Source organism: Streptomyces hilarionis (assembly GCF_024539675.1).
Taxonomy (GTDB): Bacteria; Actinomycetota; Actinomycetes; order Streptomycetales; family Streptomycetaceae; genus Streptomyces; species Streptomyces hilarionis.
The window spans coordinates 1-21,624 of record NZ_JAHHIT010000154.1 but is presented as its reverse complement, the minus strand read 5'-3'; the positions used below and the strand labels follow the sequence as shown (position 1 = coordinate 21,624).

At 71.6% G+C, this 21,624-nt stretch carries 15 protein-coding genes; 9 read left to right on the top strand and 6 right to left on the bottom strand.

All coding sequences use genetic code 11. The features are described from left to right. Nucleotides 1-125: 125 nt before the first annotated feature. Nucleotides 126-2,213: a PhoX family protein gene (locus KMS84_RS30520; protein ID WP_256919715.1), complete on the bottom strand. Its 2,088-nt coding sequence runs from the start codon at nucleotides 2,211-2,213 to the stop codon at nucleotides 126-128. A 277-nt stretch (nucleotides 2,214-2,490) separates the two neighbouring features. Here KMS84_RS30520 and KMS84_RS30515 point away from each other — a divergent pair, with 277 nt between their 5' ends. The 3 genes from KMS84_RS30515 to KMS84_RS30505 all read left to right on the top strand — a co-directional run bounded on the left by KMS84_RS30515 (nucleotide 2,491) and on the right by KMS84_RS30505 (nucleotide 7,005). Continuing rightward, complete coding sequence (locus KMS84_RS30515) at nucleotides 2,491-4,461, top strand: VWA domain-containing protein (RefSeq protein WP_256919714.1); 1,971 nt, start codon at nucleotides 2,491-2,493, stop codon at nucleotides 4,459-4,461. Nucleotides 4,462-4,606: 145 nt separating this feature from the next. After that, nucleotides 4,607-6,331, top strand: a complete 1,725-nt coding sequence (gene metG / locus KMS84_RS30510; RefSeq protein ID WP_256919713.1) for a methionine--tRNA ligase — start codon at nucleotides 4,607-4,609, stop codon at nucleotides 6,329-6,331. 182 nt (nucleotides 6,332-6,513) lie between these two features. After that, a complete protein-coding gene (locus KMS84_RS30505) occupies nucleotides 6,514-7,005 on the top strand; it encodes a hypothetical protein (protein WP_256919712.1) in 492 nt (163 codons plus the stop codon). A gap of 78 nt (nucleotides 7,006-7,083) precedes the next feature. Here the strand turns inward: KMS84_RS30505 and KMS84_RS30500 are convergent, their stop codons facing one another. Continuing rightward, complete coding sequence (locus KMS84_RS30500) at nucleotides 7,084-8,427, bottom strand: pectate lyase family protein (RefSeq protein WP_256919711.1); 1,344 nt, start codon at nucleotides 8,425-8,427, stop codon at nucleotides 7,084-7,086. A gap of 230 nt (nucleotides 8,428-8,657) precedes the next feature. On the opposite strand from KMS84_RS30500, the gene KMS84_RS30495 reads away from it, so the two are divergent. Then, the gene (locus tag KMS84_RS30495) at nucleotides 8,658-9,347 is read left to right on the top strand and encodes a hypothetical protein (RefSeq protein WP_256919710.1); all 690 of its coding nucleotides are present in this window, start codon (nucleotides 8,658-8,660) and stop codon (nucleotides 9,345-9,347) included. Nucleotides 9,348-9,632: 285 nt separating this feature from the next. On the opposite strand, the gene KMS84_RS30490 is transcribed toward KMS84_RS30495, so the two are convergent. Both KMS84_RS30490 and aspS read right to left on the bottom strand, forming a co-directional pair. Beyond that, on the bottom strand, nucleotides 9,633-10,577 hold the full coding sequence (locus KMS84_RS30490; RefSeq protein ID WP_256919709.1) for an intradiol ring-cleavage dioxygenase: 945 nt from the start codon (nucleotides 10,575-10,577) through the stop codon (nucleotides 9,633-9,635). Between the two features lie 161 nt (nucleotides 10,578-10,738). Next, nucleotides 10,739-12,502 carry an aspartate--tRNA ligase gene (aspS, locus tag KMS84_RS30485; protein ID WP_256919708.1) on the bottom strand — a complete coding sequence of 588 codons (1,764 nt, stop codon included), beginning with the start codon at nucleotides 12,500-12,502 and terminating at the stop codon, nucleotides 10,739-10,741. A 166-nt stretch (nucleotides 12,503-12,668) separates the two neighbouring features. Between aspS and KMS84_RS30480 the strand changes: the two genes are divergently transcribed. Both KMS84_RS30480 and KMS84_RS30475 read left to right on the top strand, forming a co-directional pair. Next, nucleotides 12,669-14,846, top strand: a complete 2,178-nt coding sequence (locus KMS84_RS30480; RefSeq protein WP_256919707.1) for a SpoIIE family protein phosphatase — start codon at nucleotides 12,669-12,671, stop codon at nucleotides 14,844-14,846. A gap of 72 nt (nucleotides 14,847-14,918) precedes the next feature. Further along, nucleotides 14,919-15,806, top strand: coding sequence for a BRO-N domain-containing protein (locus tag KMS84_RS30475; RefSeq protein ID WP_256919706.1), 888 nt, complete (start codon nucleotides 14,919-14,921; stop codon nucleotides 15,804-15,806). 78 nt (nucleotides 15,807-15,884) lie between these two features. Here the strand turns inward: KMS84_RS30475 and KMS84_RS30470 are convergent, their stop codons facing one another. Together KMS84_RS30470 and KMS84_RS30465 are read right to left on the bottom strand one after the other, a co-directional pair. Further along, nucleotides 15,885-16,865, bottom strand: coding sequence for a pirin family protein (locus KMS84_RS30470; protein ID WP_256919705.1), 981 nt, complete (start codon nucleotides 16,863-16,865; stop codon nucleotides 15,885-15,887). Between the two features lie 148 nt (nucleotides 16,866-17,013). Beyond that, on the bottom strand, nucleotides 17,014-17,487 hold the full coding sequence (locus KMS84_RS30465; protein ID WP_256919704.1) for an SseB family protein: 474 nt from the start codon (nucleotides 17,485-17,487) through the stop codon (nucleotides 17,014-17,016). A 257-nt stretch (nucleotides 17,488-17,744) separates the two neighbouring features. On the opposite strand from KMS84_RS30465, the gene KMS84_RS30460 reads away from it, so the two are divergent. From KMS84_RS30460 to KMS84_RS30450, 3 genes are all read left to right on the top strand, one after another. After that, on the top strand, nucleotides 17,745-19,571 hold the full coding sequence (locus KMS84_RS30460; RefSeq protein WP_256919703.1) for an acyl-CoA dehydrogenase: 1,827 nt from the start codon (nucleotides 17,745-17,747) through the stop codon (nucleotides 19,569-19,571). A gap of 153 nt (nucleotides 19,572-19,724) precedes the next feature. Then, nucleotides 19,725-21,023: a M18 family aminopeptidase gene (locus KMS84_RS30455; protein WP_256919702.1), complete on the top strand. Its 1,299-nt coding sequence runs from the start codon at nucleotides 19,725-19,727 to the stop codon at nucleotides 21,021-21,023. 146 nt (nucleotides 21,024-21,169) lie between these two features. Continuing rightward, the gene (locus KMS84_RS30450) at nucleotides 21,170-21,418 is read left to right on the top strand and encodes a DUF6458 family protein (protein WP_256919701.1); all 249 of its coding nucleotides are present in this window, start codon (nucleotides 21,170-21,172) and stop codon (nucleotides 21,416-21,418) included. Nucleotides 21,419-21,624: the final 206 nt, after the last annotated feature.

Below are 21,624 nucleotides of genomic sequence, written 5' to 3'. Positions count from 1 at the left end.
CGCCCCGCCCGCGGAACCGACCCGCGTCCGGGCCTGACCGCCCGCCGCCCCGCTCCCCGCAGCGGGGCCGCGGGCGTCACGCCCGGGCCCGCGCCCTCGTCCTCGTCCTCGTCCTCGTCCTCGTCCTAGACGCCGATGTCCCGGCCGTCCTTGCGCCACACGGCCACCACGGCCGGGCGGACGATCTTCCCCGGCCCGTCCGGCCAGGTGCTCGCCGGCTTGTCCACCGTCGCGCCGTCGATCTCGCCCGGGTGCTGCACCGCGACCAGCACCCGCCGGTCCTGCACGAGCGGCCCGCAGGTCTCCGCGCCGGTGGGCACCGTCAGGAACTGCTTCAGCTCACCGCGCCGGGAGCCGCGCGTCGCGACGCCGAACAGGCCGTCGTGCGAGCCGAGCTGGTTGCCGTCGGTGGAGATCCACAGGTTGCCGTGCGGATCGAAGGCCACGTTGTCCGGGCACGAGATCGGGCTGACGTCGTCCTTCGGGAAGCCCGCGAAGTAGGTCGCCGGGTCGTCGGGGTCGCCCGCGACCAGGAACAGCGACCAGGCGAACGAGGTGCTCTCGGGACGGTTGCGCCGCTCGGTCAGCTCCAGGACGTGCCCGTGCTTGTTGGCGTTGCGCGGGTTGGCCTCGTCGGCCTTGGCGTTCGCGCCCACACCGCGGTTGGTGTTGTTGGTGAGGGCGACGTACACCTTGCCGGTGACCGGCGAGGGCTGGATGTCCTCGGGCCGGTCCATCTTCGTCGCGCCGACCTTGTCACCGGCCAGGCGCGTGAAGACGAGGACCTCCTCGGCGCTCATCCCCTCGACGTGCGAGACGGCGCCCCCGGCGGTGGCGGTGGCGATCGGGATCCACTCGCCGCTGCCGTCGAACTCGCCGTCGGCGGGCAGCCTGCCCGTCCCGTCCACCTCGATCGCGGGCGAGTCGCCGGTGAGCCGGGCCACGTACAGCGTCCCCTCGTCGAGCAGCGACAGGTTGTGCTCGCGCACCGCCCTGCCCGACCCCTTCCGCATCCGCTTGCTGCCGACGAACTTGTAGAAGTAGTCGAAGCGCTCGTCGTCGCCGGAGTAGACGACCGGCCGCCCGTCCGCCGTGAGCCGCACGGTCGCGGCCTCGTGCTTGAACCGGCCGAGGGCGGTGCGCTTGCGGGGCGTGGACGTCGGGTCGTACGGGTCGAACTCCACGACCCAGCCGAACCGGTGCACCTCGTTGGGCTCCTGCGCCACGTCGAAGCGCTTGTCGAACCGCTCCCACTTGCGCTCGGTGGCCCCGGTCCCGATCCCGTACCGCTTGTCGGTGGGACGCCCGCTGTTGGCGAAGTACTGGTTGAAGTTCTCCTCGCCGTGCAGCGTGGTGCCCCACGGGGTCGTGCCGCCGGAGCAGTTGTTGAGCGTGCCGAGGACCGTGCGGCCGGTGGGGTCGGCGGACGTCTTCAGCAGGTCGGACCCGGCGGCGGGCCCGGTCAGCCGGAACTCGGTGGTGGCGGTGACCCGCCGGTTGAGGTGGTGCCGGGGCACGGCGGTGAGCCTGCCGGTCCGCCGGTCCTCCTCCACGACGACGGCGGCCAGCCCGTGCGCCGCCCACGCCACCTCGACCTGCTGCCGGGTGGGAGCGGCCGGGTCGTACCCACGGAACATCAGCACTTCGTCGGTGTACTCGTGGTTGGCGACGAGCAGTTGGCGGCCGCACTCGCCGGGCAGGGGCAGCAGCGCCAGGAAGTCGTTGTTGTAGCCGAACTGACCGGCCTGGGCGGCGGCCGTCTGGTTCTCGGGGTCGAAGGCCGGAGCCCCGCGCAGGATGGGCTCGCCCCAGCGGATGACGACGTTGTGCCCGTACCCCTCCGGCACGGTGACGGCGTCGGCGGTGTTCGGCGCGACGGAGCGGTAGCGCAGCCCGCGAGCGGCCTGCCCTCCCGGCTTCCCGGACGGCTTGCCGGCCGGTCCGCCCGGCGCCCCGGCGGACGCGGCGGCGGGCCGGGCGCCGGCGAGTCCGGAGGTGCCGGCGGCCGCCGCGACGGTGACGACGGCGGCGGCGCGCACCAGCGCCCGACGGCCGATCGCCCCCGCGATGACGTCGCCGACGTAGGCGTTGTCACTGGTGTTGGGCACCTCGTGGAAGCAGGCGTCGCCGCACCGGAAACGGCAGGTCATGGCGGAGCGGCCGCCGGGATGGGACTGGGACGGCGTTCCGATCAACGGCAGAAGCTTGCGCACCTTTAATCTCCCCTTGCGTTCCCTTGGTGTGGACGTGACGCTAGGGGCGCGTATGTGCGCGGGAACTGCGGCAGCGTGAACGGCGAGTGAATCCCCGGCAGCCACAGGGGCGTCGGGGAGGTGCGGAGCGGGCCTCGGGGCGGCGCCGAGGCGGTATTGACACACCCCGGATCCGCACACTCACCCCTGCCCAAGATCACCACACGGGGCCGCTAACCTTACGTGTCCGTCCTGGCCAGGGATTTACGGGCATCAACTCATGCGAAGGGTTGCGCAAATGGGCATTCTCACTCTCCTGCGGAATGCGTTCGGCAGGTCCCGCAAGGGGCGTACCGCCGAGGCAGAGGGTGCGGAACAGGTTCCTTCGCAGGAACGAACCGCCACCGAGGGACGGGAACAGGAGCAGCCGGTTCCGGCCGCCCCCGCACCCGCGACCGAGCCGAAGCCGGACCCCACGGTCGCCCGGGTCCCCGAGCCCCGCACGGCGAACCAGGACGAACACGACCTCGTGGCGGCGGCCTTCGACCACGTGACGGTCCCGAAGCAGACGACGCCGACGGAACCCGCCCCCGCCGCCCCCACGACCCCCGCAACGGGAACGGACGCGAGCACGGGCAAGGACACGGACACGGCCGAGGCGGCCGGCACGTCCGAGGCGGAGAGCACGGCCGGGGCCGGAGCGAAGGGCACGTCCGAGGCCGAGACCGACGTCAAGGCTGACGCCGAGGCCGAGAGCACGGCGGACGCCGGGACGAAGGACGAGGCCGAGGTTGACGCCGAGGCCGACGCCGAGGCCGCCCCCGAGCCTGAGGCCGACGCCGACGCCGACGCCGTGAGTGCGGACAGCGCCGCGACGCAGGCGGAAGCCGACGTCGAGGCGGCGGACACCTCGTCGACGCCCGAGCCGGCGGAGGCAGCGGACGGGGAGGAAACCGACGTCCCGGTCGCGGCCGAGGAGAGCGCCGCAGACCCCGAGCCGGTCGCGGCCCCGGACGAGACGGAGCCGCAGGCCGACGCCGACGCGACGGCCGAGGAGCCCGCCGCGGAAGCCGCGCCGCAGACCGCCCCCGACACCGCCCCGGAGCCGACCGCCGAGGCGGAGGCACCGGCCTCCGAGCCCGACGCGGAGGCCGAGGCCGAGGCCGAGGTGGCGCAGGAGGCAACGGCAGCGGAGTCCGCGCCGAAGACGGAGACGGCACCGGAGCCGGAGCCGGAGAAGCAGGCCGAGCCCGAGGCGGCCGTCGCCGCGGAGCAGCCCGAGTCCGCCCCGGAGGCGGAAGCGGAGGCCGCACCCGAGACCGAGGCCGAAGCCGGGTCCGCCCCGGAGCCGGAGGCCAAGGCCGAGGCAGAGGCAGAGGCAGAGGCCGCACCCGAGGCCGAGACGGCGTCCGACGCGGAAGCCTCCGCCGAGCCGGCGTCCGAGGCCGAGTCCGCCCCGGAGGCGGAGCCGGAGGCCGAGCCCGAGCCCGAGGCGGCAGCCCCCGCCGCGCCCGCGGCCGACGCGGAGCCGGACGAGCCCGCGGCCGCCGACGACAGCCCCGCGGCCGACGCGGCACAGGACGACGACGCCGAGGGCGGGGCCGGCGCGCAGGCCCCCGCCCGGCTGCCGGCCGAGGCCCTCGCCGGCCTGGGCACCGCCTACCAGGCCGCGGCCGCCGCCCTCGAGGACGCGGGCCTCACCGGCACGCGGGCCGACGTCTACCTCGTGCTCGACCGCTCCGCGAGCATGCGCCCGTACTACAAGGACGGCTCCGCCCAGGCCCTCGCCGAGCAGACCCTCGCCCTCGCGGCCCACCTCGACCCCGAGGCCACGGTGCGCGTCGTCTTCTTCTCCACGGAACTCGACGGCACCGGCGAGCTGACCCTCACCGACCACGAGAACAAGATCGACGAGCTGCACGCCGGCCTCGGCCGCATGGGGCGCACCAGCTACCACGCCGCCGTCGAGGCCGTCGTCGGACAGCACGAGAAGCACGCCGCCGCGGGCGTCCCCGCCCTGGTGGTGTTCCAGACGGACGGCGCCCCGGACGCGAAGACCCCGGCCACCCAGGCCCTGACCGACGCGGCGAAGAACCACCCCGGCGTCTTCTTCTCCTTCGTGGCCTTCGGCGAGCACGACAACAAGGCCTTCGACTACCTGCGCAAGCTCAAGACCCCCAACACGTCCTTCTTCCACGCGGGCCCCGCCCCGCGGGAGCTCACGGACGCCGAGCTCTACGAGGGCGTCCTGGCCGCCTGGCGGCCGTAGCCGCCGACGGCGTCACGCGACACCCCTGGGCCGCCCGCCTCCCACCCCGCAAAACGGGAGGCGGGCGGCCCACCCATGTCGGCTACGATTTCAAGTTCAAGCCTCGTAAAACGACCGCGCACGACCGACCTGGGAGCAGCCTCCGATGGCTCGACACCTCATCACCAGCGCCCTTCCGTACATCAACGGAATCAAGCACCTGGGCAACATGGTGGGGTCCATGCTCCCGGCGGACGTGTACTCCCGCTACCTGCGCCAGCGCGGTCACGACGTCCTCTACATCTGCGCCACGGACGAGCACGGCACCCCGGCCGAACTGGCCGCGAAGGAGCAGGGCGTCCCGGTCGCCGAGTTCTGCGCGCAGGCGCACGACGCGCAGAAGGCGGTCTACGACGGTTTCGCGCTGGCCTTCGACTACTTCGGCCGGAGCTCCTCGCCGCAGAACGTCGAGATCACCCAGCACTTCGCCCGCCGCCTGAACGAGAACGGGTTCATCGAGGAGCGGGCGATCCGCCAGGTGTACAGCCCGGCCGACGGCCGCTTCCTCCCGGACCGCTACGTCGAGGGCACCTGCCCGCACTGCGGCTACGACAAGGCGCGCGGCGACCAGTGCGAGAACTGCACCCGCGTCCTGGACCCGACGGACCTGATCGACCCGCGCTCGGCGATCTCCGGCTCCACCGACCTGGAGGTCCGCGAGACCAAGCACCTCTTCCTGTTGCAGTCGAAGCTGCAACACGAGGTCGAGGAGTGGGTGGCCCGGCACGAGGCGGACTGGCCGCAGCTGGCCTCCTCCATCGCCCGCAAGTGGCTCACCGAGGGTCTGCACGACCGCGCCATCACCCGTGACCTGGACTGGGGCGTCCCGGTCCCGGCCGACACCTGGCCGGAGCTGGCCGCCGAGGGCAAGGTCTTCTACGTCTGGTTCGACGCCCCGATCGAGTACATCGGCGCGACGAAGGAGTGGTCGGACCTCGACCCGGAGAACCGCGACTGGAAGGCCTGGTGGTACGACGCCGACACGGGCGAGAACCCCGTCCGGTACACCGAGTTCATGGCCAAGGACAACGTCCCGTTCCACACGGTGATGTTCCCCGCCACCGAGCTGGGCGTGCGGGAGCCGTGGAAGAAGGTCGACTACGTCAAGGCCTTCAACTGGCTCACGTACTACGGCGGCAAGTTCTCCACCTCGCAGAAGCGCGGCGTCTTCACCGACCAGGCCCTGGACGTGCTCCCGGCCGACTACTGGCGCTACTTCCTCATCGCCAACGCCCCCGAGTCGGACGACTCCTCCTTCACCTGGGAGCACTTCACGGCCACGGTGAACAAGGACCTCGCCGACACCCTGGGCAACTTCGTCAACCGCGTCCTGTCCTTCTCCAGGAAGCGCTTCGGCGACGAGGTCCCCGCGGGCAGCGCGCCCGGCGAGGCGGAGGCGAAGCTGGGCGAGCAGATCGCCGGGCTCCTCGCCGAGTACGAGGCGCAGATGGAGGCCCTTCAGTTCCGCAAGGCGGCCGCCGCCCTGCGCGCCCTGTGGTCCGCGGGCAACTCCTACCTGGAGGAGAAGGCCCCCTGGCTGGAGATCAAGACCGACAAGGACGGCGCGGCCCTCACCCTGCGCACGGCGATGAACCTGATCCACCTCTACGCGGTGGTCTCCGAGCCCTTCATCCCGGCGACGGCCAAGGTCATGCGCGAGGCGTTCACCCTCGCCGACGACACGGCGACCTGGGTCACGGCCGACGAGGCCCGCGCCCTCGCCTCCGTCCCGGCCGGCACCTCCTTCACCGTCCCGCCGGTCCTGTTCGCCAAGCTCACGGACGAGGACCTCGAGGCGTACAAGGAGCGCTTCGGCGGCACCGACGCCTGACGCTCCGGGCCGCACTCCGGGCCGGCGCTCCGACCGGAAGAGGGACGCGCGGCGTCCCTCTTCCCGCGTCCGGGGGAGAAGCCGAAAAGGAGAAGCTGTGGCGGAAGGAGAAGACGTAGAGGAAAAGGCGGAGGGGTTCCCCCCGCTTCGGCATGTTCTCGCCAAGCCGTATGGTTTCCGCCATGGCAGTCCCCGAGGTCATTCCGATCGCCTACGAGCCGAGACACCGCACCGAGTCCATCGGTCGGTACGCGGACGGGCAGTTCCTCGCGTCGGTCACGTACGCCTTCCCCCAGGGCTTCCGTCTCGACGACGGCTGGGAGGAGCACAAACGCCTCTACACCGTGCTGCACACCTTCGACGCGGACGGCGCCTACCGCGACTCGGACATCTGGTGCGCCGGAACCTGGGCCGAGCAGCAGCGCGACCCGCACGGCGACGACTCGGTCCTCACCCGGGCCCGCGTGCGCCTCGCCACGCTCCTGCGCAGCCTGCCCCGCCGCTCCTACACGGACATCGCGGTCCGCCCCTTCCACCTCACGTACGAGAACGTCCTGTTCGGCCTCGTCATCCGCGAGGACAAGGACGACGACGGCGAGCCGGAGACCTGGGCGGAGCTCTACCCGGACCGCCTCGCCTTCGCCGACCCGTGGGACGGCAGGTACGACACCTGAGGACGGCGAACGCGAGGGCCAGGGGCTCGTGGTCACCCGGCCCTCGCGTGTCTTGGGGGCCGCCCGGACGGGCCGGCGCTACTTCAGGACGCCCGCGCCCGTCGTCGTCGCCAGGCTCGTCGGCAGGTCCTTCGCCGAGGTCTCCAGGCCGGCCGTCAGGGTCGGCGTCCAGTTGACGGTCGTCTTCAGCTTCTTCGACGAGGCCGCGTTGTAGGCCGCGACCACGTCGGTCACCGTGCCGTTGACGACGTTGCCGGAGCCCTTGACCGCGCCGGTGCCGTCGCCGCTGAGCAGCTTGGCGACCTTCCCGCCGGCCGGGACCGTCCAGTAGTTGCCCTCCGCGACGACCTGGGCCTTGGCGCGGGAGTTGATGCTGTACTGCGTCGTGTAGCCGTCGAGGGGCGTGACGTCGTAGTGGTTGTTGTAGATGTGCACCTGCCCGACCCGGGTCAGCGGGGCGCGCTGCACGATGCCCTTCCACACGTTGTGGTGGATCGAGACGCGCAGCTTGCCGGCGGGCTCGCTGTCGCTGCTGCCGATCAGCATCGTCTTGTCGTGGTCGGTGAACCGGTTGCGCGAGACGGTCACCAGGTCGGAGCTCTTGGTGATGTCGAGGGCGCCGTCGTGGATCTGGTACTCGCGGCCGAAGTACTTCGGGTTGGCGCTGTCCAGGTGCGGCGCGTCGGTGAACGAGTTGTGGTCGGCCCACACGTGGGTCGCGCCGCGCAGGGTGACGGAGTCGTAGTTCGAGTTCCAGTTGCCGTCGTCGCCGTCGGTCGGGTCCCACTGCGGGAAGCAGTCCTCGGTGGCGGTGAAGCTCAGGTTGCGGACGATGACGTTGTCCACGTTCTGGATCTGCAGCATGCCGCCGGTTATCCCGGCGGCCGTGCCGGGGACGCCGACGACGCTCGTGTTCGCCGGCACCCGGAAGACGATGTTCTTCGCCTGCTTGGCCTGGGCGGCGGCGCGGGCCTTCTCCTGCGTGCCGGAGGGCAGCTTCGAGCGGCCGTAGACCGCCGGGTCGTAGGCCTTGAGATACGACGACAGCGCGTAGCCGGTGCCCGCCGCGTAGTCCGCGCAGGTCAGCTTCTTGCCCGCGTCGCTGGTGTTGGCGTCGATCGTGCCCTTGACCTTGATGATCCGGGGCGTGGTGTCGGTGGCCGACCCGAGGGCCTTCACCAGTTCGGCGCGCGTGGAGACGGTGAAGGTGTGCGCGGCGTCGGCCTTGGCGCCACCGGTCGTGCCCGTGCCCGAGGAGGCCCAGCCGTCCTTGGCGGCGAGCGTCTGGTGGTACAGGTCGACGGTCCCGGCGCTGGCGTTCATCACGACGACGCCGGCGCCGACGCCCGCGGCCACGGCGGCGGCCGTGACCACGAGGAGGCGGCGCGAGCGGAGTGACCGGCGGTGGGAGGGAGCTGCCACGGGGGGATCCTTACGGGAGGAGCATGCTTACGCCCCGTCAGTGGTCGCCGCCCGAAGAAGAGTTGCCGGGCGGGACGAATTTTTTTCTCCATCCACGAGGTACAGGCGACCCTCACGCAGTTCGTCGCGAGGCAGCACCGGGCCCGGGGCCGGCGGGTCCGGCCGCCGCGTGTGCGCCCGCGCCGCGTGTGCCGGTCCCACGCACCGGCCGGACCTGCTACGACTACCCGGTGGACCTTCTTCGACCCCACCTCCGTCTCCTCTCCGAGATCTTCGGCATGCCCGCCCCCGGGGCCGCCTGGGTGCTGGCCGGCGGCTACGCGCTGGAGGCCCACGGGCTGCTGCGGCGTCCCCACGACAACGTGGACCTGGCGACGGAGAGCACGGAGCCGATGCCCGTGCTGGCGCGGACGCTGGCCGCCGCGCTGACCGCCCTGGGCCGCTACGAGGCGACGCCGCAGGATCTGGACCCGCTGTCCGCGCACCTGGCGGCCCGGCTGGCCGTGCGGGACCGGGAGAGCGGCGTCGCTCTGCGGCTGGCCCTGCACAAGGAGACCTTCTGGAGCCCGCCCGTACCCACCCCCAGCGGCCCGGCGCTCTCGCCGCAGGACGCGGTGGGCACCAAGATCCGGGCGCTGTACGACCGCGGACTCGCGGTCGACCTGATCGACGCGCGGGCGGCGCACGCCCTGTTCGGCTTCCCCGACCTGGAGGAAGCGGCCCGCCGGCACGCCCGCGACGACTTCGACCTGCCGGCCCTCCAGGCGCGCCTGGAGGGCACGGACCACTACCCGGACTCGGCCTTCACGCAGTACGGCCTCGTCGAGCCGGACATCGCCGCCCTGCGCGCGTGGGCCCAGTCGTGGTCGACGGACATCGCGGAACGCCTGCTGGAGGAAGGCGCGTCACCGGACGGCTGAGCGACCCCGGCCCACGGCGCGGACGGCGTCGGCTCGGGGTGCGGTGACGGTCTCCGGCCGACGGCCCGGCGCGCCGCGCTCGGCCGGCCCGGGCAGGTGCGGTCGGGTCCGGCCCTCCCGGGCCGGCCCGTCGGGTCGCCGCCTCGTGGGTGGTCGTCGTGCGGGCCCGCGGCCGGCCGGACCCGCACCGCGCGACGTCACCGCGCCGCGCCGCGTGCGCCAGCGGCCGGCCGACCGCCTCTCCCGCCCGTCACCGGGGCCGGGGCCGGGTCGGGACCCGGCGGGTCAGCCAGCCGACGGCGACGGCGACGCCGGGGCGCTGGGCTGCCGCGGACCGCCCTGACCGTCCTGTGTGGCCTCGGGGTCGACGCCGACCGTGATCGTCGCGTGGACGCCCCGGTCGATGTGCCGCCGGTCGTAGCGCAGCCGCAGCAGGCCGCCCCCGACGCCGCTCTGGTCGTAGATCGTGTCCTCGGCGAGCGTCGTGCGCTCGGTCGTGTTGCCCGCGTACGGCTCCACCGCCGCCGACGCCAGGACGGACTCCTCGTCGAAGAAGAACTGACCGGTGTGGCAGGCGCGGCCGCCCTCGTACCCGGCGTCGGTCCACTCGCCGTCCACGTGCACCTTGACGTGGATGTGGACGCACCGGCCCCGGTACCAGCCAGGGAACACCGTCCGGAAGGCGACCCGGCCGTGCCGGTCCGTCCGCCAGGTGCCGCGCAGGTAGCGGGTGTCGTCGGTGGGCTCCTGATGGCCGCCTCCCGGCGGCGGGCCGGTGGGAGCGCCGGTCGGCGCGCCCGTCGGGGGCTCGCCGGTGGGAGCGGGGCCGCCCCCGCCGCCGCTGCCCTGGTCCTCGTAGCCGGAGTAGACGCCCGTCGCGTCGCAGTGCCAGATGTCGACGGCCGCGTCGCGGACCGGTCCGCAGGTGTCGGAGTCGATCACCGTGAGGGCGAGGAGGAGCGGGATGCCCTCGCGGTCCTCGGTGATGTCCCGGCGGAGCTTGTCCGCGTCGATGTAGTAGGGGCCCTCGACCGTCTCCGAGGTGAGGCGGTAGCAGGCCTCCGCGTCGGCGCCGGCCGACTCCGCGGCCTCGCGGCCGCCGCGCCCGGTGGCGCCCGTGGCGTAGGCGGTGCCGCCCAGTCCCGCGGCCGCGAGGCCGCCCGCGCCGACGGCCACGGCCTTGCGCCGCGTCCATCCCTGTTCGCTGGGGGGTTTCTGAGTTTCCGTCATGAGCCGGGGACGCTAGGGACCCGACCTGTCAGGAGCATGGGCAGGAGCTGTCAGTTGCCGGGGAGAACGAAAGTGGCCCGGAACCGACGTCGGTTCCGGGCCACCCGGCGATCTCGCGACCGTGCGAGCCGGAGGCCCGCCCCTCCGGCCGCTCGCCCCCGCTACTTCGGCTGCGGCTTGCGCACCGAGAGGTGCAGCTCCCTGAGCCGGGCCTCCTCCAGCTCCGTCGGCGCGCCCATCATCAGGTCCTGGGCGTTGCCGTTCAGCGGGAAGGAGATGGTCTCGCGGATGTTCGGCTCGTCGGCCAGCAGCATGACGATGCGGTCGACGCCGGGCGCGATGCCGCCGTGCGGCGGAGCGCCGAAGCGGAACGCGCGCAGCATGCCGGCGAACTTCTCCTCGACGGTCTCCCGGTCGTACCCGGCGATCTCGAACGCCTTGAGCATGATCTCGGGCTCGTGGTTGCGGATCGCGCCGGAGGACAGCTCGACGCCGTTGCAGACGATGTCGTACTGCCAGCCGAGGATGTCCAGCGGGTCCTGGGTCTCCAGGGCCTCCAGGCCGCCCTGCGGCATCGAGAAGGGGTTGTGCGAGAAGTCGATCGTGCCGGTCTCCTCGTCCTTCTCGTACATCGGGAAGTCGACGATCCAGCAGAACCGGAAGACGCCCTCCTCGAAGTGCCCGGCGCGCTTGGCGGCCTCGACCCGCACCGCGCCCATGATCTTCGAGACCTCGTCGAACTCGCCCGCGCCGAAGAACACGGCGTGACCGGCGGCCAGCGACAGGCGCTTGGTCAGCTCGGCGACGTTCGCCTCGGTCAGGAACTTCGCGATCGGTCCGGTCAGCGAGCCGTCCTCGGCCACGCGGACCCAGGCCAGGCCCTTCGCGCCCTGCGAGACGGCGAAGTCGCCGAGCTGGTCGAAGAACTTCCGGGGCTGGGCGGAGACGTCCGGCACCGGCAGCGCACGCACGTGCTTGCCCGCGAACGCCTTGAACTCCGACCCCTCGAAGACGTCGGTGATGTCGACGAGCTCCAGCTGGGCCCGCAGGTCCGGCTTGTCGGAGCCGTACTTCAGCATCGACTCGCGGAACGGGATCCGCGGGAACGGGGAGGTGACATGACGGCCGCCGCCGAACTCCTCGAACAGCTCGGTCATGAGCTTCTCGATCGGCTGGAAGACGTCCTCCTGCTCGACGAAGCTCATCTCGACGTCGAGCTGGTAGAACTCGCCCGGCGAGCGGTCCGCGCGGGCATCCTCGTCGCGGAAACAGGGGGCGATCTGGAAGTAGCGGTCGAAGCCCGAGATCATCAGCAGCTGCTTGAACTGCTGCGGGGCCTGCGGCAGCGCGTAGAAACGGCCCGCGTGCAGCCGGGACGGCACGACGAAGTCGCGGGCGCCCTCGGGGGAGGTCGCCGACAGGATCGGCGTCGCCATCTCGTTGAAGCCGAGGGCCACCATCTTCGAGCGGATCGAGGCGATCACCGACGAGCGCAGCATGATGTTCTTGTGCATGCGCTCACGGCGCAGGTCCAGGAAGCGGTACTCCAGGCGCCGCTCCTCGTTGACCCCGTCCTCGGCGTTGATGGTGAACGGCAGCGGGGCGGCCGCGCCCAGCAGCTCGACCTCGCCGACCTCCACCTCGACCTCGCCGGTCGGCAGCTCGGCGTTGACGTTCTCCGCACCCCGCGAGACGACCTTGCCGTCGACGCGGACCGTCGACTCCTTGGTCAGCTTGTCGAGGGCCTCGTACGCGGCCGTGCCCGGACGGGCGACGAGCTGCGTGATGCCGTAGTGGTCGCGCAGATCGATGAAGAGGATGCCGCCCAGGTCGCGCCGATTGTGCAGCCAGCCGCTCAGCCGGACGTCGCTGCCGACGTCAGAGGCGCGGAGCTCGCCGCAGGTGTGGGACCTGTACCGATGCATCGTCGTTCATCCAGTCTTCGCGGATCGGGGTCTGTGTTTCATGGTGTTTCACGTGAAACAACCCCCAGCGTACCGGGCACCCCGTGCCCGCCTCCCACCCTTACCGGGTGGCGGCGGCCCCGGTGAGCAGTGGCACTGTTCGTCCCCCTCTTCTTAAAGTGGGGCAATGCGTACTGGCGAGCCGTTGCCCGCCGTGGGGGAGGTCCTCGTCTCCCTCGCGACCGGCGTGTGGCACTGGGACACCGCCACGGGGCTGGTCACGGTCGACGCCGAGGCGGCCCGGCTGCTCGGGCTGCCCGCCGAGGAGACGGTCCTCACGGAGGCCCAGACCCGGGCCCGGCTGCATCCCGTCGACTGGAACGAGATCACCGGCGTGGTGCAGCTCGCCGTCGCCGAGGGCACCCTCGCCGAGGTGCGGATCCGGATCATGGACGACCGGGGGCGGATCGTGCGGGTCGTCCGCAGCCGGTCGAAGCCGTCCTTCGACCCGGTCAAGAAGGCGTACGAACTGATCGGCACCCTCCAGGAGGTCACCGAGCCGACTCCGGGCACGGCCGCCGGACGGACCGCCGTCACGGGCGACTGGCGGCGCTCGCGCGAGGCGTTCCTGCTCGACGCGGGCCGCGCGCTGGCCGAGGCGCGCTCCACGGAGGAGGTGCTGCGGGTCGCCGCGGCCCTGTCGATGCCGGGGTTCTCACCGGACGGCCTGGCCGTCTTCGGCGTCACGGGCGACCGGCTGACGATCATCGGCCACCACGGACAGCAGCCCGGCGACGAGGTCCCGTTCACCCAGATGTCCCTCCAGACGGACTATCCGGCCGCCGAGGTCGTGCGCTCCGGGCGGGCCGTCTACCTGTCCTCGCCCGAGCGCTACAAGGAGCGCTACCCGCTCACCTGGCCGATGGCCGCCCACTTCGGCCGTCACTCGTGGGCGTTCCTGCCGCTGACGGTGGCCGGACGCACGATGGGCGCGTGGATGGCCGCCTTCACGTACCCGGTGGCGTTCACCCCGGACGAGCGGTCCGTGCTGACGACCGTGGCGCGCATGCTCGCCCAGGCCCTCACCCGCGCCGGGGCGGCGGAGACCCAGCGGGAGCTGACCGACGGCCTGCAACGCTCCATGCTGCCGACGCTGGGCCCCGAGATACCGGGCCTGACGCTCGCCGCCCGCTACATACCGACCGGCGGCGGTCTCCAGGTGGGCGGCGACTGGTACGACATGATCCCGCTGCCCGGGGGCGCTGCCCGCGCGCAGCGCGGAGGAGGCCGGTTCGCCCTGGTCATCGGGGATGTCCAGGGCCATGACGTGCGGGCCGCGGGCCTCATGGGACAACTGCGCATCGCGCTGCGGGCGTACGCCGCCGAGGGGCACCGGCCCGACGCCGTCCTGTCGCGCGCCTCCGGCTTCCTGCACGGTCTCGCGGACGGCGGCGCCGACCTGCGCTTCGCGACCTGCCTGTACGTCGAGGTCGACCCGGCGACCGGCGTCCTGGAAGCCGCCCGGGCCGGCCATCTGGACCCGGCGATCCGCATGGCCGACGGAACCGTGCTGGTCAGGGCGACCGCCGGGGGACTGCCCCTGGGCATCGACCCGGACGCCGACTACCCCACGACCCGGCTCGTCCTGGAGCCCGGCGAAACCCTGATGCTGTGCACCGACGGCCTTCTGGAGACCGGGGGCCACGACCTCGACACCGGCTGGCAGCGCGTCCGCAAGACTCTGGAGGCCCACGAGGGCGACCTGGAGGAACTGGCCGACGCCCTGGTGCAGGCGGTGCACGGCCCCTCCTCGCACCACACCACGGGCCGCCTCGCGGACCGCCGTGAGGACGACATCGCCCTGCTGCTCCTGTGCCGGCAGGGCGAGGGCGGCTGCGGTCCGGGGGCCGTGCCGCTGCCCGCGCGACGGCTCGTGCGCCGTTCGATGCTGACGGTCGCCCAGGCCGAGCCGGAGCGGATCGCCGTGGCCCGCCGGCAGGTGCGCGAGCTGCTGCACGACTGGAGCTGCGAGGACCAGGTCGACTCCGCGGTCCTGCTCGTCTCCGAGACCCTCACGAACGTCCTCGTCCACACCGACGCCGACGCACTGCTCGTCGCCGAGGTCACCGGCGCCCCCGGCGAACGCCGTCTGCGCATCGAGGTCACCGACACCAGCGACGCCCTCCCGCACAAACGCCGGCCCGGCGAACTGGCCTCCTCGGGCCGCGGCCTCGTCCTCATCGAGCTCCTCGCGCACACCTGGGGGGTGGCGCCGCGAGGCGAGGGCAAGAGCATCTGGTTCGAACTCTACGAACCGCAGGACCCGGTCAAACCCGCAGAATCGATGCCTCAAACTCCCCTATAAGGATGAACCTCCGCAACCCGCGCACGCCGTGGCAGGGCATATGCCTAGCGTCCGAGGCGGAGGTGATGCTCGATGTACGAGCAGAACGGCACGACGCCGCCCCGAACGGCGGCACGACAGGACGCGATCGACATCAACGACTTCGTCTTTGCGGCGACGGGGGCGCGGGTGCGGAGGCTGACCACACCGGATGGCACCCACTGGTTCCCAGCCGTGGACGTGGCCGGCCAACTCGGCTACGCGAACACGCGTGACGCGTTGCGTCTGAGGGTGGCACAACAGCACACATCGACACTCGACGATCTTGCACGAAGCGTCGGTACGGCCGACGCTTCATGCAACATTGCAGGTCGCGGACTCAAGAAGTCGATGAGAATGGTGAATCTCCAAGGCCTCGTCCAACTGGTCAACGCCTGCACCAAGCCGGAGGCGCAGCCCTTCAAGCTCTGGGTCTCACAGGTCATCGCGACCATCCAGCAGGAGGGTTCCTACTCGCTGGAACCGGCGCCCGTGCAGTCCGCCCCCGCCGGGCGCACCGCGTACGTGATGCCGGAGCAGGTCGTGGACGCCATCGTCCGGCTCGAGGAACGCGCCGCGCGGACGAACGACGTCCTCGGGCAGATCCTCGACAGCCAGCGCGTGATGACCGACGTGCTGCGGGACGTCGCCGCGTCCCTGAGGGCCCCGTCCGCCGCCGCGTCGACCCCGACGCCGGCGGAGCTGCTCGCCACGTGGAGGACGAAGAACCTCGTCGTCACCGAGGACGTGCACGCGGTCGCCGCGCTGCTCGCCCCGGCGTTGACGCGCGGTGAGGCCCGCTACGGCGTGGAGGAGATCGCCGCCCGCACGGGCCTCCCGCACGAGCGCGTCCACGACTGTCTGCGCATGCTGCTCAAGCGGGGCTGTGTGCGGCAGCGGGGATGCACGTCCGACGGGACGCCCGTCTACGCGCTGCCGTAGGCGCTCCCGCGGACGGGACGGGCCCGAAGTCGCAATCCAACGTTGCGGCTTCGGGCCCTGACGCAAACTACCGGAAACTCAGCCCGTCTGCGGGCCGCCCTCGGACATTCCGTGGACCGCGGGGATCGTGCCCAGCCGGCCCTTCTGGAAGTCGTCGAACGCCTGCTGGAGCTCGTCGCGGGTGTTCATGACGAACGGGCCGTAGTGGGCCATCGGCTCACGGATCGGCTGCCCGCCGAGGAGGACGACCTCCAGGTCGGGGGTGTGGGAGTCCTGCTTGTCGTCCGCGCGGACCGTCAGCGAGGAACCCGCGCCGAAGACCGCCGTCTGGCCCAGGTGGATCGGGCGACGCTCGGCGCCGACCGAGCCGCGGCCCGCCAGGACGTAGGCGAGGCCGTTGAAGTCCTCGCGCCACGGCAGGGTGAGCTCGGCGCCCGGCGCCAGGGTCGCGTGGACCATGGTGATCGGCGTGTGGGTGATCCCCGGCCCGGCGTGGCCGTCCAGCTCGCCCGCGATGACGCGCAGCAGCGCGCCGCCGTCCGGGGTGGTCAGGAGCTGCACGTGTCCGCCGCGGATGTCCTGGTAGCGGGGGGCCATCATCTTGTCCTTGGCCGGGAGGTTCACCCACAGCTGGAGGCCGTGGAAGAGCCCGCCGGACATGACCAGCGACTCCGGCGGCGCCTCGATGTGCAGCAGGCCCGAGCCGGCCGTCATCCACTGGGTGTCGCCGTTGGTGATGGTGCCGCCGCCGCCCTGGCTGTCCTGGTGGTCGAAGATCCCGTCGATGATGTAGGTGACGGTCTCGAAGCCGCGGTGCGGGTGCCAGGGGGTGCCCTTCGGCTCGCCCGGCGCGTAGTCCACCTCACCCATCTGGTCCATCATGATGAACGGGTCGAGGTGGCGGTAGTTGATCCCGGCGAACGCGCGGCGCACCGGGAAGCCCTCACCCTCGAAACCGCTCGGGGCGGTCGTGACGGTGAGCACGGGACGTGCGACCGCGTCGGCCGGTGCCGCGACGCGCGGCAGGGTCAGCGGGTTCTCGACGGTCACTGCGGGCATGTCCGTACCTCCTTGGGCGACGTACGTCCCAGTTTAGTTGAGCGTTGAACTTTCTGCCACCCGTAACAGCGAAAGCCCGGAGGGCATTCCCTCCGGGCGCTCCCGCCGCGTGGGCGGGACATGGCATGCCAGGACCGGCGCGGCGTGTTCAGCCGTACATCCGCCGCATCGCGAACTCGACCATCTGCTCGACGGCCTTGGCGTCGAAGACCATCCGGTGCTCGCCCTCCATGTCGAGGACGAAGCCGTAGCCGGTGGGCAACAGGTCGATCACCTCGGACCCGGTGATCACGAAGTACTTGGACTCCTTGCCCGCGTACCGGCGCAGTTCCTTCAGGCTGGTGAACATCGGGATCACCGGCTGCTGGGTGTTGTGCAGGGCGAGGAACCCGGGGTTGTCGCCGCGCGGGCAGTAGACCTTGGAGGTCGCGAAGACCTGCTGGAAGTCCTCGGCCGCCAGCTGACCGGTGGTGAAGGCCCGCACCGCGTCCGCCAGGGACGGCGGCGACGGCTCCGGATAGAGCGGCGGCTGCTGGCCGTAGCCGCCGGGCATCTGCTGCTGCGGCGGCGGGGCGTACTGCTGCTGTCCGGCCCCGTCCATGGGCTGGCCGTATCCGTACATGGGCGCAAGCGTACCGAGACCGCCCCGCCCGCGAGCGGCAGGGGAAAGATCCCGCCGCCGCCCCGAATCCGCCCCGCGCCCACCGCCGTCCCGCCGAGTGACCGCTCTCACCCGACTAGACCCTTCTCACACTTGGCCGAGTAGGGGTTGCGACTTATTACCGACGGGTAGCATCATCGTAGCTACTTGTTGGTACGTGAACTAGCGCGAGGATCCAGTGCCTCGCCGATCTCTCTACGGAGCCGGGAGCCGTCACCATGGGGCACTACAAGTCGAATCTCCGCGACATCGAGTTCAACCTCTTCGAGGTACTCGGGCGCGACAAGCTGTACGGCTCCGGCCCGTTCGAGGAGATGGACACCGAGACCGCGAAAAGCATCCTGGAGGAGCTGACCCGCCTCTCGGAGAACGAGCTGGCGGAGTCCTTCGCGGACGCCGACCGCAACCCGCCGGTCTTCGACCCGCAGACCAACACCGCGCCGGTGCCCGCCTCGTTCAAGAAGAGCTACCAGGCCTTCATGGACTCCGAGTACTGGCGCCTCGGCCTGCCCGAGGAGATCGGCGGCACCACCGCCCCGCCGTCGCTGATCTGGGGCTTCGCGGAACTGATCCTCGGCGCGAACCCGGCCGTGTGGATGTACTCCTCCGGTCCGGCCTTCGCCGGCATCCTCTTCGACGAGGGCAACGACGTCCAGAAGAAGATCGCGCAGATCGCCGTCGAGAAGCAGTGGGGCTCCACGATGGTCCTCACCGAGCCGGACGCCGGCTCGGACGTGGGCGCGGGCCGCACCAAGGCCGTCCAGCAGGAGGACGGCTCCTGGCACATCGAGGGCGTCAAGCGCTTCATCACGTCCGGCGAGCACGACATGTCGGAGAACATCATCCACTACGTGCTGGCCCGCCCCGAGGGCGCCGGTCCCGGCACCAAGGGCCTGTCCCTGTTCATGGTCCCGAAGACGCTCTTCGACTTCGAGACCGGCGAGCTGGGCGAGCGCAACGGCGTCTACGCCACGAACGTCGAGCACAAGATGGGCCTCAAGGCCTCCAACACCTGCGAGATGACGTTCGGCGACCGCCACCCCGCCAAGGGCTGGCTGATCGGCGACAAGCACGACGGCATCCGCCAGATGTTCCGCATCATCGAGTTCGCCCGCATGATGGTCGGCACGAAGGCGATCTCCACGCTCTCCACCGGGTACCTCAACGCGCTGGAGTACGCCAAGGAGCGCGTCCAGGGCCCCGACCTGGCGAACTTCATGGACAAGGCCGCGCCCAAGGTCACCATCACCCACCACCCCGACGTGCGCCGCGCGCTGATCACGCAGAAGGCGTACGCGGAGGGCATGCGCGCCCTCGTCCTCTACACCGCCTCGATCCAGGACGCGATCGCCGTCAAGGAGGCCGAGGGCGAGGACGCGAAGACGGAGCACGCGCTCAACGACCTGCTCCTGCCGATCGTCAAGGGCTACGGCTCCGAGAAGGGCTACGAGCAGCTCGCCCAGTCGCTCCAGACCTTCGGCGGCTCCGGCTTCCTCCAGGAGTACCCGATCGAGCAGTACATCCGCGACGCCAAGATCGACACCCTCTACGAGGGCACCACGGCCATCCAGGGCCAGGACTTCTTCTTCCGGAAGATCGTCCGCAACCAGGGCGCGGCGCTGAACTCCCTCGCCGAGGACATCAAGAAGTTCCTGGCGCTCGGCACCGGCGGCGAGGACCTGGCGGGCGCCCGCGAGCACCTGGCCAAGGCCGCCGTCGAGCTGGAGGCCATCGTCGGCCTGATGCTGACCGACCTCGCCGCCACCGAGCAGGACGTCAAGAACATCTACAAGGTGGGCCTCAACACCACGCGCCTGCTGCTCGCCTCGGGCGACGTGATCGTCGGCTACCTGCTCCTCAAGGGCGCGGCGATCGCCGCCGAGAAGCTGGAGACGGCCTCCGCCAAGGACCGGGCGTTCTACACCGGCAAGATCGCGGCGGCGAAGTTCTTCGCGGCCACCGTCCTGCCCGGCGTCACCCTGGCCCGCAAGGTCGCCGAGGGCGTCGACCTCGACCTCATGGAGCTCGACGAGGCCGCGTTCTAGGACTCACCCGGACCCACCCGGACCACCCGGACAAGGCGGAGCGCTCTGCGGACGCTCCGGCCGAGCACCTGCGCTCAGCACTCCACACTGTCCTCACGAGGGCCCGCTCCCATCACCGGGAGCGGGCTTTCGTACGTCGTTAAGGTGAACCCCATGAGCGAACCCTCCCGCTTCGACCGCGGCCACACCGACGACCTCATGACGTTCCTGACGGCGAGCCCGTCGCCGTACCACGCCGTGGCGACGGCGGCCGAGCGGCTGGAGAAGGCCGGTTTCCGGCAGGTCTCGGAGACGGACGCCTGGGACGGGACGTCCGGTGGCAAGTACGTGCTGCGCGGGGGCGCGATCGTGGCCTGGCACGTCCCCGAGGGGGCCGCGCCGCACACCCCGTTCCGGATCGTCGGCGCGCACACCGACTCCCCGAACCTGCGCGTCAAACCGCAGCCCGACACCGGCGCGCACGGCTGGCGCCAGGTGGCCGTGGAGATCTACGGCGGCCCGCTGCTCAACTCCTGGCTCGACCGCGACCTGGGCCTCGCGGGACGGCTGACCCTGCGCGACGGCACGACGCGCCTGGTGGACGTCGGCCGTCCCCTGCTGCGCGTCCCCCAGCTCGCCATCCACCTGGACCGCGCCGTCAACGCCGACGGCCTCAAGCTCGACAAGCAGCGTCATCTCCAGCCGGTCTGGGGCCTGGGCGGCGACGTGCGCGACGGCGACCTGATCGCGTTCCTGGAGCAGGAGGCCGGACTGGCCGCGGGCCAGGTCACCGGCTGGGACCTGATGACGCACTCCGTGGAGCCGCCCGCCTACCTGGGCCGCGACGAGGAACTGCTGGCCGGCCCGCGCATGGACAACCTGTTGTCCGTGCACGCGGGGACCGCGGCGCTGGCGGCCGTGGCGACCGGCGGCGTCGACCTGCCCTGCATCCCCGTGCTGGCCGCCTTCGACCACGAGGAGAACGGCTCGCAGAGCGACACGGGCGCCGACGGCCCCCTCCTCGGCGGCGTGCTGGAACGTTCGGTCTTCGCGCGCGGCGGATCGTACGAGGACCGGGCGAGAGCCTTCGCGGGCACCGTCTGCCTGTCCTCCGACACCGGGCACGCCGTGCACCCCAACTACGCGGAGCGCCACGACCCGACGCACCACCCGCGGGTCAACGGCGGGCCGATCCTCAAGGTCAACGTCAACAACCGCTACGCCACGGACGGGACGGGCCGGGCGCTCTTCGCCGCCGCCTGCGAGAAGGCCGGCGTCCCGTTCCAGACCTTCGTCTCGAACAACTCCATGCCGTGCGGCACGACCATCGGCCCGATCACCGCCGCCCGGCACGGCATCCGCACGGTCGACATCGGCGTGGCCATCCTGTCGATGCACAGCGCGCGGGAGTTGTGCGGCGACGCCGACCCGTACCTGCTGGCCAACGCCCTGACGGCGTTCCTGGAGGGATAGCCGCCCCGCCGCCCGCCCACGCAGGGGGCCGGCCCGACCAGCGGGCCGGCCGGGTGCAAGGGTCGTCGCCCGCATGGGAGTTCCCCGCGGGGGTACCCGGATGTCGGAGCCGGACCGACCGGCGATCCTGACAGGGAGGCGACATCATGGGCCTCGGCGGGTGCATCATCCTCATCGCCGTGGGAGCCATCCTCACGTTTGCGACCGACTGGCACATGCAGGGGGTCAACCTCGACCTGGTCGGCGTCATCCTGATGATCGTCGGTCTGATCGGTGTGACGACCTTCAGCAGCATCGCCCGGCGCCGCCGGGTCATGGTGCCGCCCACCTCGACCACGGTGGTCGAGACGGAACGACGTCACCACGACGGATACAGCGACGGCTACGGCGCCTGACGAACCGGCAGGAGGGACGTCCTGACCATTCCGCATTCCGGTATGCCTGATGCCTTTGTGTGAACATCGTGAAGACTCGGGAGCCTTGGGGCCCGGCGGGAAGCCCTGCCGGGCCCTACCCGTTGCTCTGGGCCCTACCCGTGGCTCCGGGCCGTACCCATGGCTTCCGGGCCCTACCCGTCGCCCCGGCCCCGCCTCCCTCCCTC